Source organism: Lysinibacillus cavernae (genome assembly GCF_009724685.1).
In the GTDB taxonomy this organism is placed as follows: Bacteria; Bacillota; Bacilli; order Bacillales_A; family Planococcaceae; genus Lysinibacillus; species Lysinibacillus cavernae.
In genome coordinates, this window is record NZ_WMEF01000002.1 from 286,514 (window position 1) to 301,985 (window position 15,472).

Consider the following 15,472-nt stretch of genomic DNA (forward strand, 5'->3'; position numbering starts at 1 on the left):
TAAATTGAAAAAGTTTTTCGTATTTATACTTATGATGATACTAGCACTAAGTCTTGTGGGCTGTACTTCTAGTCAAGGCGAGAAGAAACTGCCATCTGCTACGTCATCCTCTCAGTCAAATGAGCTTATTTTCGCCTCAGAGTCTGAGTTTGCAGGTTTAAATCCAATTCTGGAGGAAACCAATTTAGATGCCTTTTTATTTAGAGGTCTGATGCGCTTTGATGAACATAACATTCCTGTTAATGATATAGCCGAAAGTATTAAAATATCAGATGACCAGATGACTTATACGATTACTATTCGTAATGATGTGACATTTCATGATGGGCAAACCTTAACGGTGGACGATATGATCTTTACCATTGACAGTATTCTTGATGATGCAAATGGCTCTTTTTTAAAGTCTGATTTTATTCATGTGGCCTCAATGAAAAAGGTCGATGATACTACAATGACCATTCAATTAGACGAGCCATTTACGCCGATGCTCGATAAATTAACAGTGCCTATTTTGCCAAAGCATGCCTTCGAAGGGCAAGAGATACGAACAGCTACGTTTAATCAACAACCCATTGGGGCTGGTCCTTATAAGTTCGAGCAATGGGATAAAGGAAACAGCTTGACACTAAAAGCTTATCCTTCATTCTTTGGCACGAAAGCTTCGATTGAAAAAGTTATTTTTAAATTTATCCCAGATAGCAATGTTCGTGCTTTACAGCTAAAATCTGGCGAAGTCGATATTGCATTACTTGATCCGAATCAGGTGGAGGAGCTATCGAAAGTCGAGCATTTAAAAATGTACGAGGTTGAATCAGCCGATTATCGCGGTGTTTTATTTAATATGAAGTATCCTCTTTGGCAGGATGTTACGATTCGAAAGGCAATTAGCTATTCGACAGATCGTGCGGGCATTGTGAAAGGCATTTTACATGGTTACGGCACAGAAGCCTATTCGCCACTTCAAAAACATACCTTTGTGAACAACAACATTGAACAGTATACTTACGACATCGATAAAGCAAATGAGCTACTTGAACAAGCTGACTGGCAATTAGCAGATGATGGTTTTCGCTATAAGGATGGCGAAAAATTAGCGTTTACCATCACTGCTCCGATTACAGATACAGTGCGTGTTAATATGGCCAATTATGTGGCAGAAGGCTATAAAGCGGTAGGGGCAGATGTGGAAGTAGCTGCCTTAGATTGGAGCAATATTGTTATTGAAGAAACCGAAGCGTTTATGGTTGGCTGGGGAAGTCCCTATGATGCTGACCACCATACGTATAGCTTATTCCATTCTGGTGAATCAAGTCTCACAAGTGCCGGCTACAATTACGGTAGCTATGCCAATGCTACAGTAGATGCTTTGCTAGAGGAAGGGCGTACAACCGTCGATCCAGAAAAACGTAAGGAAGTCTATATGGCATTACAAGAGGAGTTAGCACAAGACCCACCGTTCGCCTACTTTGCTTATGTGGATGCTGTTTATGGTATCAATCACCAGATTAGTGGTGTCAAAGAGCGCATTTTAGGTCACCACGGTGCAGGCTTCTTATGGAATGTCGAGGAGTGGGAATGGAATGATCGCTAAATGGATCGGGAAGCGAGTGATAATGGGGACAATCGTCCTCATTATCGTGAGCTTCCTCTCTTTTTTCATCATGCATGCAGCGCCTGGCAACCCAGCAGCGGCTTATTATGGTGGGAACGCACAAACATTATCGACGGCAGAGAAAGAACGCATTGAAAAAGCTTTTGGTCTCGATGAACCCGTACTGTATCAATATGGTACTTGGCTTCGTGAAGCACTACAAGGGAATCTTGGGTATTCGGCAAAAGAGGGCAGACCAGTAGCGGCGATTTTACAAGAACGTTTACCAACTACATTACAACTTGTTGTTCTGACTTTATTGATCGTAGCGATAGCCTCCACTTGGCTCGGTCTGTTGGCAGGAATGAAAGAGGGCTCAATAGTAGATCGCGTGCTATCTATGTTTAGTATTGCCAGCTCAGCCATTCCACCATTTTGGCTAGGCATCTTATTCATTATGGTGTTTTCTGTACAGCTCGGTTGGTTTCCTACATCGGGCATGAACGATGTACGAGGAGAAGGGGGGCTAGTGGATCGTTTATATCATATCGTCCTTCCTTTAACCGTCCTTGTTATTTCACATGTCGGCATATTTGCTCGTTTTTTACAGGATAGTGTGAAAGCGGAAAATCGAAGCTATTATGTGCAAGTTGCGTTTGCTAATGGCGTACCAGAACGAGAAATTCGGACAATGGTTTTCCGAAATGCTGTCATTCCCTATATCAATTATATCGGAATGACCATTCCTTCATTTTTCGGAGGGTCCATTGTAGTTGAAACACTATTTGGCTGGTCAGGCTTAGGTCAACTTTTAGTGAAATCAGTCATGGTAAAGGATTTTCCAGTTTTGATGGGAGCCATTTTAATCATTGGTGTGGTGGTGGTCATCTGTTTATTTATGATTGATGTACTGATGATTTGTCTCAATCCACGGTTAAGAAGAGGAGGTATTGTATGAGAAGAGGAACACAGCGGAAGATGCCCATCATTTGGTTCGTGCTGCTTGCTCTGATTTTTGGTTTGACTATTTTGTCCTCAATCCTCGCCCCTTTTGAACCAAATGCGATGGATATGAATCATATTTATGAAGCACCTAATGGCACACATTTACTGGGAACGGATCAGCTGGGCAGAGATGTCCTTTCACGCTTACTTGTTGGTGGGAAGGTGACCCTTTTCATTGCGGTTTTTTCGGTTGTTCTGTCAAGCATAATCGGCATCATTTACGGCGGATTAAGCGGCTATTTTGGCGGTACCATCGATGCAGTGATGATGCGTATTCTAGAAGCACTATTAACGATTCCTACCTTAGTCATTGTCCTAGCTCTTCAAGCTATTATGCAGGGAAGTGTGTGGCGTATGGCGATCATTATGGGGATCACTGGTTGGTTTGTCACAGCTCGTATTGTGCGTTCTGAATTTATTCGTTTGAAGGAATTAGAATTCGTGCAAATGGCTACGATGTTCCGCACACCATTGTGGAAAATTCTTTTTAGTCATTTATTACGCAATAGTTTTCCTGCCATCTTTGTCGTGACAATTTTTAATTTTGCTGGGGCAATTTTTACCGAAGTGTCCTTAAGCTTTTTAGGAATTGGTGTCCCTCCAGCTATTCCATCATGGGGAACAATGCTCTATACGGCACAAAATGACTTACTTGTAGGGGCATGGTGGATGGGGCTTTTCCCAGGGATGATAATCTTTGTAACGCTATTATGTGTGCAAGCGATTGGTGGCACTTTCAAGCAGGGAGGAGGACGGTCACATGTTTAATATTGAAAATTTGACTGTACGAATAAACGATAAATATTTAATAAAGGGTATGACATTTACTGTGCCTAAAGGTCAGATTACCGCTATCATCGGTGAAAGTGGAAGTGGCAAAAGTACAACCATTTCTGCACTTCTTGGCATCCTTCCAGCCCAAGCGACTCTGGAAGGAACTATCTTTTTTAATGGAAGAGATTTAATAGATTTATCGAGAGATGAGAGATTGGCTCTTCGTAAAAAGCATTTCTTTACCATTTTTCAGGATGCAACCAATAGCTTTTCTCCCACTTTAAAAATGAAGCAGCAATTATATTCGTTAACAGCTTTACGGCTGGGGCATAAAAATGAGGCGTTTTTAGCTAAAATCAAGGTGATTTTAAAGGACTTAAACCTATCTGAAGATGTGTTAGAAAGCTATCCCTTTGAACTTTCAGGTGGGATGCTACAAAGGTGTATGCTCGCCTGTGCTTTATATAATGAACCAGACGTCTTAATGGCGGATGAACCAACCTCTGCGTTGGATATGCTCCATCAACAGGAGTTTATCAAACGATTGAAAAAGCTTCATACCCAACTAGGAACAACAGTACTATTGATTACACATGATTTAGGCGTTGCCGCTTCCATCGCTGATTTTATACTTGTTATGAAAAACGGTGAAATTGTGGAACGTGGGCAAGTAGCGGAAATTTTTGAGCAGCCAAAGCATCTGTACACAAAACGGCTTGTAGCTAATCATTTTTAGGAGGCGTTCATTTTGTTGCTTCAAGTTGATAATATTTGTAAAACCTATCGAAAGGGACAGCAAGTATTAAACAATATTAACCTTACTGTTGAAAAAAGTGAAATCGTAGGTCTCGTTGGCGAAAGTGGCAGTGGCAAAAGTACATTGGCCAAAGTGATTATGCAATTAGAAGAACCTGAAAAAGGGGCAGTGTTTTTTCAACAACAACCAATTACCAAGCGTAATCGCACAGCTTTTTATGAAAAATGCCAAATCATTTTTCAAAATGCGACTGGAGCCTTAAACCCTGTATGGACAGTGAGGGAACTGTTAAGAGAGCCATTACAGCATCAAAAAACGGTGACGGACACTTATTTACAATCAATGTTAGAGAAGGTCATGCTACCAACAGATATCTTACATGCCTTGCCTTCTGAGCTTAGTGGTGGGGAAAGACAACGGATCAATTTACTACGATCCATTTTAGTTGAGCCACAATTATTGGTGTGTGATGAAATTGTTTCGAGCCTAGATCGCCTCATACAGCGGGAGATTATTGATTTATTGATCAACTTAAATAAAGAAAGAGGCATGTCCATTTTGTTCATCTCGCACGATTTAAGGGCAGTTTCCTATTTATGCGACCGCATTTATGTTATGAAGGCTGGAGTAATTGTCGATGAGAGCTACAAAGAAAAAGAGGGCTTTACTTTCACTGACAGCTATGCACAAATGCTGTTCCAGGCAATTCACGATGAATAAGTGTTTTTCTGTATTTTCTTAATTTTAACATTATTGTTATAATATAAGAAAAACAGCTAGGAGAACATACATGGAGATAAAATTTAATAGCATTTTAAGAGAAGAAATGTCCATCTATGACATTCAAAAAGCATTGGAACAAGGAGAAGTAACATCCAAAGAACTAATCATGTATTACTTACATCGCATAGCTATGTATGATCAAGATGGACCTAAGATCAATTCAATGCTAGAGATCAACCCAGAGGCACTATTTATTGCAGAAGCATTAGATGAAGAAAGAAAAACGAGAGGAGCAAGAGGCGCACTGCATGGTATTCCGATTGTGCTAAAAGACAGTATTGAAACAAAGGATTTTATGCATACAAGTGCGGGAACGATTGCTTTAGAAAATTATGTAGCGAAAGAAGAGGCATTTCTAGTTAAAAAACTTCGTGAAGCGGGAGCGATCATTTTAGGAAAGGCTAATATGACCGAATTAGCAAATGCCATGTCCAGTACGATGTGGGCAGGCTATAGTGCCAGAGGCGGTCAAACATTAAATCCTTATGGGGACCCAACACTCTTTGTGGGCGGTTCAAGTACAGGATCAGCCGTAGCGGTAGCTGCCAATTTTTCAGTTTTAGCTATCGGAACGGAAACAGATGCCTCTATTTTGAGCCCAGCTATTCAAAATTCAGTTGTTGGTATTAAACCAACTGTTGGACTCATTAGTCGTAGTGGTATTATCCCGTTTACCTACACACAGGATACCGCTGGACCATTTGCAAGAACGGTGACAGACGCAGCCATTTTATTAGGCACATTAGCGGGTGTAGATAAGGAAGACAGTGCTACATATAAGTGTGAAAGAAGAAGTCATGAGGATTACACAAGCTTTCTAGATAGTAAAGGGTTGAAGGGTGCGAGAGTAGGTATATATCATCGTGCGTCAAACGAGTATTATGATTCTGGTGAATATGATGAAGTACTATTTAAACAAGCTATTGAGGCTATGAAAGAGCAAGGTGCGATCATCGTGGATGACATTGATATTCCTTCATTTCATCGAGATTGGAAAAAAGGGGTCATGCTATATGAATTGAAGCATAGCTTGGATAATTTCTTAATGGGTTTACCTGCGCATTTCCAAGTACATTCAATGAAAGAGCTGATTCTATTCAATCAGCAGCGTAAAGTACAATCATTAAAATATGGTCAAGACAAGCTAGAGATGCGGGAGAGTTTAGCCAATACATTGAGGAATCCTGAGTATATACATGCTAAATTAGAGGACATTTATTTTTCTCAGGACCAGGGGATTGATTATGCCTTAAAAAAATATGACCTAGATGCGATTGTTTTCCCGTCCTATATAGGCTCTACCATTAGTGCCAAAGCAGGTTACCCAACAATCGCTGTTCCTGCTGGCTATATGGAAAGTGGCAGACCCTTTGGCATCACTTTTGCTAGTACTGCGTTTAGTGAAGCCAAATTAATAAAACTCGCCTATTCTTTTGAACAAGCAACAAAACTACGAAAAGCCCCACAATGGCGCTAGTGGATCAAATAAAAACACTTTCCTTGAAAATAGATGGAAAGTGTTTTTTTATTCCCTAATCAACGCAATTAGCTGCTCTGTGAAATCCTCTGAGATGTAATAAAGAGTGTGCGTATCATTCACATCCATGATGCCACTATTTTGACCTACTTCACCTAACCATAAATGATAATCCTGCTTCTTTCCATCTGTATCGACAACTCGTAGATCAAATTCAGGTGAAGCCATATCCACGATACCTTCGTTTTTTACAGCAGTTGTTCTAGCTTTTTGAAATAATTCGAGCGATTCCTTTTCCTCATACTCCTTAAAAAAATCGGTATTCACTTGACCGAATTCTGTGGCATTCGAAATGCTGACCATAGACAGCTCGCCATCAGGTAGCCTCTCTTCATTACAGCCTATAAATACAATTGTTAGTATCGACAAAAAAGAAACTATGATTTTGCGCAATGCCTCACCCCTATAGACTAAATAATACCATTATTTGCTGTCGTAGCTCTATCTACTTTGTAATACATTAAATAAACAAGAGTGAAAGGGGTCATGCAATGGGCTTATTTGATGGATTAATCGGCAATGCAAGCGAGGTGAATCTGGAAAAATTACAGGAGGAGGTCAAAGATTTATTGATTCCACATGAAACAATTAAAAATGCCTATAAAATTATTAGAGATACGTTTATTTTTACTGATAAACGTTTAATCCTTATTGATAAACAGGGGGTGACTGGCAAGAAAACCGAATACCATTCCATTCCCTATAAAAATATCGTTCATTTTTCTGTGGAAACAGCCGGAACATTTGATTTAGATGCAGAGCTCAAAATCTGGGTGTCAAGCACGCCATTACCCATTCAAAAAAACTTTAATAAGGCGACCAATATTTATAAAGTGCAGAGTGTTTTAGCGCAGTATGTTTTAGGGTCGTGATGATTGATGAAAGCCCACTTATGTGTGGCTTTTTTTTGTGGTCGAGTTCCTATCACGGAGAAGGGATGAAGAACATAAAAAAGAGGCACAAATGCTTTTAGCTCTTAGAGAGTAACAAACAGCATGAGCGACCAAAACTATAGATGCTTCAATGTTGGCTAAACATGTCGGGATTTTATCGTTAGATTTCAAGCGAAATTGGTATATTTTAGCATAAATTGACTTTGCACATACATTACTTTACAATGAATAGCTAAGGAATATAGAATTTTCACAAATTTCCTTACCAACTGAATACCGTGTAGTAATAGGTGTAAATTGCGTGCAATTTGCTTAAAAGGGAAGTCGGTGCGATTCCGACACTGTCCCGCAACTGTAAATGTGAGCGACTTTTCAGCAACCACTGTCTTTGGACGGGAAGGAGAAAAGAAGCAATGACCATGAGTCAGGATACCTGCCTAGTTACGAGTACACACCATAAACCTACGAGGAATAGGAGGTGGCATGTTGACAAAACAGAATGATCTGTTCGTCACAGTACGTCAAACGCCCAAAGTGAATGAAAGGGTTCTTAATCGAGCTCATTCACACATACTTAGGGTTAGTTTGGCATTGTGTGATGAAAGAAGATAAAGTAAAGGATTTCCTCAAAATAGTAGGGAGTCCTTTTTGTTTTGAAAATATGTACGCAAAGGGGATGCATGTATGACTTATTTAGATATGAACATTTGTAAGCAGCTACGCACAGAAGTTGCCAAGAAAGCGAAAACAAGAATGGTGGTCGAATCATTGATCGATCAATTATTGGCAACGAAGCTGATACGGAATGATCGTTTCTTCGAGCAAATCTTATATAATAAGGATATTATTTGGATACAAAATGGGGATGTGGACGGGCATCTTTTTGCAAAGGCAGCGTTAACCGATCAACTGAAAACAAAGACGAATAGCTTTATGATGTATATGCCAACGAATCCAATCGTTTATGAGGTAAATGGGGAGCAGTATCATTTAATTACACGCATTGATTCAACACGAGCGAAGCCCAACCTTGACCGACTATCTTTGGAGCCCAAACCCGTCTTAAGTGCCGCGCGTGTCAATGATGTAGTATGCTCGATTGTCATGCGTTTTTATGAAACCTATCTACACGATTTAGCGCAAATTCATCATAATGAAAAGTTAATAGCCTTTGTTCAACAGGAATATACGCAATTTATCGAAGCCGTTCAAGAATTAAATGATTACCATTTCAACTGGCATCCACGCGGTAACGGCCATGAGCAATTGCTGAAATTAATCGATCATCTACAAATTTTGAAAAGTCATCCAGGTAAGGTGTTAATTGATTTCACGAACACGCAAGGCTACGTTATTGTCGAACCTGCTTATCTGGTGTACAAGCCAACAAAGAAAGCTGTTGGTGCAATATAAAAACCAAGCCCTCCAGAAAATGGGGGGCTTGGTTTCGTTTAATTGAAGGGTGCAGGTGAATATACGAGCTTGAGCAGAGAATACCCGCGGAAGCAGGAGAAATACCCGCGCTTGAGCAAGAAATACCCGCTCAAGCAAGAGAAATACTCTCGCTTGAGCAGGGAATACCCGCGGAAGCAGGAGAAATACCAGCGCTTGAGCAAGGAATACCCGCGGAAGCAGGAAATACTCTCGCTTGAGCAAGAAATACCCGCGGAAGCAAGAGAAAAACTCATAGTTGAACACAGATCTCCCCCCAGCTCCCATCTTACTGACAATGCATAGCTGCCTGGGCTTCATGCCAAGGAACGGTGTATCCTTTGCCTTTCGCACAAAATATGCTCGAAGAACTATATTCAGGGTCAGCATTTTTTTCGTAGCCAATCTGCGCCATAACTTCCTCTGCATTATGGCACACATCATAGCCATCAAATTGGAGTATGAGTGCGCCCTTTCCATTTGTATAAGCGGCAAAGGTCGTGCTATAGCTCATAAGTGTGGCAACGGGCGCACGTCCTGTTAGCACAACGTTTGTTTCCGTTAAAATCGGGTCATCGAATGTGCCTGATGCTTGCTGAATGTCGGTCATCATGCGACCGATAAAATCATTTGATGCCTTCATTTTAAAGCGATAATATGGTTCAAGTAGGACGTTCTGTGCTTGCTCAAGTCCTTGACGCAGTGCACGGAAACTAGCTTCTCGGAAATCACCGCCCGAGGTATGCTCATTATGTCCACGACCGGTTAGTAGTGTGAAATGAACATCTGTCACGGGAAAGCCAGTGAGTAAGCCATGATGATCACGCTCAAACAGGTGCTTTTCAACAAGGCGTTGGTTGCCAACTGATAAATTATCCGCATGACAGGCATTGCTAAAGGTATTGCCTGTACCGCGTGCATTCGGCTCCATTAATAAATGGACTTCTGCATAATGCTTGAGTGGCTCGAAATGGCCATAGCCTGTTACTGTCGTCGCAATTGTTTCCATATATAAAATTTGAGGCTCGCCAAAGGAGACGGCTAATGAAAAACGCTTCATTAATACCTCGACAAGTACCTCCAACTGAATAACGCCCATAATATGCACATGGATTTCCTGGAACTTTTCCTGCCAAACAACTCGCAAAGAAGGCTCTTCCGCTTCTAATAAACGAAAAAATTGTAGAACTTCCTTAATATGCTGGTCACCTTCATATTGAACCTTTGCCTGTAGTGTTGGGACAAGCTCATAGGGCTGTGACAGGATAGTAGTGCCGATGCGATCCCCGATAGTTGCTTGACTAAGCCCTTTGACAGCAAAAATCTCGCCAGCTTCAACCTGTTGAACTGTTTCAAAGCGACTGCCGTTATAAAGGCGAATTTCTGTTACTTTTTCCGTCACTTCGCCAAATGAAAATTCATCACGAACATGTAAGGATCCCTTTACAGCCTTGATAAATGTTAAACGTTGGTGACCGTCATGGCGAATTTTAAAGACCTCTCCTTCAAACGGTGCATTCACTTCAAACTGGGTGTCCGTTAATAGTGGGAGCTGTGCAATGAATCCCTGAATGCCCTCATCCTTTAACGCGGAGCCTGAAAAGCAGGGGAAGGCACATTCACTTTTAATCATTGCTTGTAACTGAGCAAGACACTGTCCATGATCCAATGATTCATTCAAAAAGGCATCAAGAAGTGCTTCATCACGCTCCGCCACCCATTCCGTAATGCTACTCGAAATACAATCAGCTCGAAGCGGTTCATCGATGAACAACACATCCTGAGAGCAATCCTTACGTAGCTGGGTCATAACAGCCTCTACATTGGCTCCTTCACGGTCGATTTTATTGATAAAAAAGAACGTTGGGACATGGTATTTGCGTAAAAGCTGCCACACCGTTTCTGTATGGCCTTGTACACCTTCAACCGCACTGATGATAATAATGGCGTAATCCATAACACGAATGGCGCGCTCCATCTCAGGGGAAAAATCGACATGCCCTGGTGTATCAATCAATGTGTATGTATCATCGCCTATGTGCATGCGACCTTGCTCGGCAAATATCGTAATGCCACGCTTGCGCTCAACCTCATGATTATCGAGAAAGGTATCCTGATGATCGACACGGCCACGGGCTTGAATACTATTTGTATGAAAAAGCACTTGCTCGGAGAAGGTTGTTTTCCCTGCATCCACATGCGCAAGTACACCAATTGTTTTGTACATAACAAATCCTCGTTTCTATCTATCGCTATCTTTTTATTGTAACAGAATACTAGTACATATATTTCTTGTAAAATAGTTCGTATTTTTGTCGAAATAGTGCTAATATAGTGATGATTATGTATTTAGCGTCAACCTACTGATTGCGCTATAAATTTTCATCTGCTAGTCTATCAATAGTATTGACAATTATAGAACGTATTGGTGCAAATGGCATTTGTCATTTGCTTAAAAGGGAAATCGGTGCAATTCCGATGCTGTCCCGCAACTGTAAATGGGGAGTCTATACAGTATGCCACTGTAGTGTAACTATGGGAAGGCGTATAGACAATGAACCTAAGCCAGGATACCTGCCAGTATGTGTTTTTTGACTAAGAACCACGAGGATGGGGATAGTGATAAAGGTGACCATACCATTTTTTCACTATGCTACTCTCTTGGCGACAAGAGGGTTTTTTTTATGCCCTACAAATCAACCCGGTAGCAAGAAAGACTCTACTTTCTTTCTATATTTTAAACAACAAAGGAGAAAAGGACATGAAGAAATGGAAAAGTTTATGGCTGATAATGGTCATTGCCTTGGTCGCTGTATTAGGGGCTTGTAATGCAAAGGACAAACCTGAATCAGCAACACAAGGTGAAGTGGTTGAGCCGTCTGAGGCAACAACAGAAGTAACAATTGAAAATAATGAAACAACGCAAACATATAAGGAAGCACCAACAAAAGCGATTAGTTTAAATCAGCATGTGACAGAAATTATGCTAGCACTAGGCTTAGAGGAATCAATGGTTGGGACGGCTTATTTAGATGATAAAATCTACGAGCCACTACAAGAAGCCTATGATAAGGTCCCTGTGCTTTCTGATCAATACCCAACGAAGGAGCAAGTCATTGATGCCGAAGCAGATTTCTTATATGCTGGCTGGAAAAGTGGTTTTGGTGAAAAGGGCGTTGGCACACCAGAAGAGCTAGAGGAATTAGGGATTCACACCTATTTACATACGGCTTCGAATATGACAAAGCCAACATTAGAGGACATCTTCACAGATATTCGTCAAATCGCGAAGATTTTCCGTGTGGAAGATCGGGGAGAAGCATTAATTGAACAAATGACAAAAGATGTAGAGGAAGTTCAGGCTAAATTACCGAAAGATAGTGAGAAATTGCGTGTATTAGTGTTTGACAGTGGTGAAAAGGAAGTATTTACCGCTGCTCAAAACTTTATGAATGAGCTAGTGACAATTGCTGGCGGTCAAAATATCTTTGCAGATGTGGAATCAGGTTGGACAACAGTGTCGAAGGAAGATGCAGTAGACCGCAATCCAGAGGTTGTTGTCGTAATTGATTATGGTGAAACAACTGCGGAACAAAAGATCCAATTTTTAAAAACTGATCCAGCATTGAAGGAAATGGAAGCTGTTAAAAACGATCACTTTGTCATTCTACCGCTCTCTGCAGCATCTGAAGGAGTTCGTGCAGCAGAGGCCATTGAAATTTTAGCAAAGGGCTTCTATCCTGAAAACTTTTAAGACAATAAAATAAGCCACGACGTAATAGTGTCCAGACTTTTTAAACTCCCAACCATAGAAACGGGGATCTTCTGGTACCAAAAATTTACTGAATCAAAATCGAGCTAGCACCTTGCTAGCTCCTTTTTCATAAGGAGCGATACGAATGAATGCATTTCATAAAAACGTACCAGATCAAACTTTTGAAACACTCAACCATCATGGTGAATTTACACGTTTAGCAATCAGCCCTGGTCTTATTAATAAGCATTATACCCCTGCACAATTTCAAAAAATAGCTGAGATTGTGGGGGAAAAGGGAGCCATTAAATACTCTGCTTCCTATAGCATTTTATTATCGATTCCAACTAGTGAAGTTGCGGAAGCTATGCAAGCACTTCAGGAGGTTGGTCTTTATATTGCGCCGTCAGGATCGATCATTGCGATGAAAGCTTGTGATTTTTGTGATGGTGAAAAAATGGAGGCAGCTCCCATAACAGAACAGCTTTATCATACTTTAGAGGGCATCACTGTACCTGCGAGAGTACGTGTCAACGTCAATGGCTGTGCGTCAGCCTGCTATAATGCCGTATATGATGATATTGGACTTGTCTATCAACAGGAAAGCTTTGATGTCTATTTAGGCGCCATACCGATGGGGGCAAAAGCACAGGCTGGTACGTTATTTGCTAAAAGAGTAGACGTCGAGCACATTGAAGATTTTTTGCTACAAATGATGAACTTTTATAAGGAACATGCACGTCCGAATGAACCCTTTTATAAATTTTATCGCAGGACAAAATCAACCGAATATTGGGAACTGGTGAAAAATTCAATTAACTAGCAGGAATATTACTTAGGGTGTCGAAGTATTGTAGTAGAGCACAGAAAATATAATTCAAAGGAGCAAATAAATGACACCGAAACAAGGGATTCAACCAGAAGATCTTTATCACTTAAAATCAGTAGCAGATCCACAGCTATCACCTGATGGGACTGAGGTGGTCTATGTAGAAACACGTATTGACGAGAAGAAAAAAGACTATGTATCAAATTTATTTTACATAAACTTGGAGGACAAAACGCCACAGCAATGGACATTTGGTGAAGATAAAACCAATTCACCAGTTTGGTCTCCAAATGGCAATCAAATTGCATTCTTGTCAACGAGAACTGGCAAGCCACAAATTTATATCCTTTCTAAAGCAGGTGGAGAGGCAAAGCAAGTTACACATTGTAAACATGGTGCGACATCACCAGTATGGTCTCCGTGCGGAAAGAAAATAGCCTTTTCCGTTAAGCTTGGTCAAAATGAAACAATTCATGATCAGTTCGAGGACAATAAGAAAGAAGATAAAGAATTAAAACCACTAGAAATAGACAAGATGAAACATAAATCTGATGCAGCTGGATTTTTAGATATGGACCAGTTTACCCACGTTGCCATTGTCAATTTGGAATCTGGAGAGTTAGAGCAAGTAACAGAAGGTAACCACCATTTCCAACTTGGTACGTGGTCTCCAAATGGAACATACCTTACTTACTTAGCCAATTTATCAGAGGATCTAGACTTTTCATTTAAGAGCGATATCTACTTATTAGACATAGATAGGAAGCAGGCACGTCAATTAACAGAAGGAACAGGCATGTTTTATCAAACATCATGGTCTCCAAACAGCCGCTTCATCTCCTTCATAGGAAGTGAAAGAGAATTTGAAAATGCGACACATGCAAAGTTATGGATCTATGATTTAGAACAAAATCTTCTGACATGTGTAACAAGCGAATTTGACACACCTGTCGGTGATTTTGCTATCGGTGATTTCCTGCAAGGTGTCGTGGCACCACGTGTCCAATGGATGAATGATAATCAAAGCTTCTACTTCCAAGTAACCGATCACGGCAATGCAGCGATTTATTTCGGCAATGTAGATGGTGAAATATATCCAGCCATTCATGATGACCAATATGTCTATGGTTTTTCACTTGATTCGGAGCATGATAAAGCTGTCGTAGCCATTAGTACGACGACAAATCCTGGGGATTTATTTTACATCCACTTACAAACGGGTGAAAAAGAACAGTTGACGTCAATCAATGAAGAATTTTTAAAGTCGAGAACATTAGCTGTTCCAGAGGCCATTGAATATGAAGGAAAAGAAGGCTGGAAGGTACACGGCTGGATTATGAAGCCAGTAGGCTATGAGGAAGGGAAAAAATATCCCCTTGTTCTCGAAATCCATGGTGGACCGCATGCGATGTATGCCAATACTTATTTTAATGAATTCCAAATTCTTGCAGCACAAGGCTTTGCAGTGCTCTATACAAATCCACGTGGCAGTCATGGCTATGGTCAAAAATTTGTTGATGCCGTTCGTGGTGATTATGGCGGTAATGACTATCAAGACCTGATGGATGCTGTGGACTACGCATTGGCGCACTATGATTTTATCGACGAAGATCGTCTAGGTGTGACAGGTGGGAGCTATGGTGGCTTCATGACCAACTGGATTGTTGGCCATACGAATCGTTTCAAAGCAGCTGTAACGCAACGTTCCATTTCTAATTGGATTAGCTTCTATGGTGTCAGTGATATCGGCTACTACTTTACAGACTGGCAAATTCTTGCTGGCCTCGACGATATAGAAAAGCTTTGGCATCATTCACCATTGAAATATGTCAACAATATCGAAACACCGCTGTTAATTTTACATGCTGAAAAAGACTATCGTTGTCCGATTGAACAGGCAGAGCAATTATTTATCGCCTTAAAGCATCGCAAAAAGGAAGCGAAGTTTGTTCGCTTCCCTGAATCGAATCATGAACTGTCAAGGAGCGGAAAACCAACGTTAAGGATTAATCGACTTGAATATATTCGTGATTGGTTTGTGAACTATTTATAAGAATCTTAGCGTGGCTTAAGAAGTGAATTTCTTAGGCCACTTTTCTATTTCCACCTTTAATAAAT

At 40.7% G+C, this 15,472-nt stretch carries 13 protein-coding genes and 2 riboswitches; of the genes, 11 read left to right on the forward strand and 2 right to left on the reverse strand.

Annotated elements, in window-relative coordinates:
• The first annotated feature begins 4 nt into the window (after positions 1–4).
• The 6 genes from GJU32_RS05910 to GJU32_RS05935 all read left to right on the forward strand — a co-directional run bounded on the left by GJU32_RS05910 (position 5) and on the right by GJU32_RS05935 (position 6,387).
• Complete coding sequence (locus tag GJU32_RS05910) at positions 5–1,591, forward strand: ABC transporter substrate-binding protein (protein WP_230874954.1); 1,587 nt, start codon at positions 5–7, stop codon at positions 1,589–1,591.
• Positions 1,581–2,549: an ABC transporter permease gene (locus GJU32_RS05915; RefSeq protein ID WP_155591013.1), complete on the forward strand. Its 969-nt coding sequence runs from the start codon at positions 1,581–1,583 to the stop codon at positions 2,547–2,549. The genes GJU32_RS05910 and GJU32_RS05915 overlap by 11 nt, the downstream gene beginning before the upstream one ends.
• Positions 2,546–3,364, forward strand: coding sequence for an ABC transporter permease (locus GJU32_RS05920; protein WP_155591014.1), 819 nt, complete (start codon positions 2,546–2,548; stop codon positions 3,362–3,364). Before GJU32_RS05915 ends, GJU32_RS05920 begins: the two co-directional genes overlap by 4 nt.
• Positions 3,357–4,106, forward strand: a complete 750-nt coding sequence (locus tag GJU32_RS05925; RefSeq protein ID WP_155591015.1) for an ATP-binding cassette domain-containing protein — start codon at positions 3,357–3,359, stop codon at positions 4,104–4,106. Before GJU32_RS05920 ends, GJU32_RS05925 begins: the two co-directional genes overlap by 8 nt.
• Positions 4,107–4,118: 12 nt before the next feature.
• Positions 4,119–4,847 carry an ABC transporter ATP-binding protein gene (locus GJU32_RS05930; RefSeq protein WP_155591016.1) on the forward strand — a complete coding sequence of 243 codons (729 nt, stop codon included), beginning with the start codon at positions 4,119–4,121 and terminating at the stop codon, positions 4,845–4,847.
• Positions 4,848–4,917: 70 nt separating this feature from the next.
• Entirely contained in the window at positions 4,918–6,387 is a 1,470-nt protein-coding gene (locus GJU32_RS05935; RefSeq protein WP_155591017.1) for an amidase family protein, read from the forward strand.
• A 48-nt stretch (positions 6,388–6,435) separates the two neighbouring features.
• Here the strand turns inward: GJU32_RS05935 and GJU32_RS05940 are convergent, their stop codons facing one another.
• Entirely contained in the window at positions 6,436–6,840 is a 405-nt protein-coding gene (locus tag GJU32_RS05940; protein WP_155591018.1) for a YhfM domain-containing protein, read from the reverse strand.
• A 98-nt stretch (positions 6,841–6,938) separates the two neighbouring features.
• Here GJU32_RS05940 and GJU32_RS05945 point away from each other — a divergent pair, with 98 nt between their 5' ends.
• Both GJU32_RS05945 and GJU32_RS05950 read left to right on the forward strand, forming a co-directional pair.
• Entirely contained in the window at positions 6,939–7,319 is a 381-nt protein-coding gene (locus tag GJU32_RS05945) for a PH domain-containing protein (protein WP_155591019.1), read from the forward strand.
• 292 nt (positions 7,320–7,611) lie between these two features.
• A riboswitch (cobalamin riboswitch) is annotated at positions 7,612–7,795 on the forward strand.
• Between the two features lie 229 nt (positions 7,796–8,024).
• A complete protein-coding gene (locus GJU32_RS05950) occupies positions 8,025–8,753 on the forward strand; it encodes a hypothetical protein (protein ID WP_155591020.1) in 729 nt (242 codons plus the stop codon).
• A gap of 307 nt (positions 8,754–9,060) precedes the next feature.
• Here GJU32_RS05950 and GJU32_RS05955 read toward each other — a convergent pair whose 3' ends face one another.
• Positions 9,061–10,998 (reverse strand): elongation factor G, encoded by a 1,938-nt coding sequence (locus GJU32_RS05955; protein WP_155591021.1) that lies wholly within the window; start codon positions 10,996–10,998, stop codon positions 9,061–9,063.
• 182 nt (positions 10,999–11,180) lie between these two features.
• Positions 11,181–11,367, forward strand: a riboswitch (cobalamin riboswitch).
• Positions 11,368–11,532: 165 nt separating this feature from the next.
• Between GJU32_RS05955 and GJU32_RS05960 the strand changes: the two genes are divergently transcribed.
• The 3 genes from GJU32_RS05960 (at position 11,533) to GJU32_RS05970 (ending at position 15,407) form a co-directional block, all read left to right on the forward strand.
• A complete protein-coding gene (locus tag GJU32_RS05960) occupies positions 11,533–12,525 on the forward strand; it encodes an ABC transporter substrate-binding protein (protein ID WP_155591022.1) in 993 nt (330 codons plus the stop codon).
• Between the two features lie 145 nt (positions 12,526–12,670).
• Positions 12,671–13,348: an NAD(P)/FAD-dependent oxidoreductase gene (locus tag GJU32_RS05965; RefSeq protein WP_155591023.1), complete on the forward strand. Its 678-nt coding sequence runs from the start codon at positions 12,671–12,673 to the stop codon at positions 13,346–13,348.
• 70 nt (positions 13,349–13,418) lie between these two features.
• On the forward strand, positions 13,419–15,407 hold the full coding sequence (locus GJU32_RS05970) for a S9 family peptidase (protein WP_155591024.1): 1,989 nt from the start codon (positions 13,419–13,421) through the stop codon (positions 15,405–15,407).
• Positions 15,408–15,472: the final 65 nt, after the last annotated feature.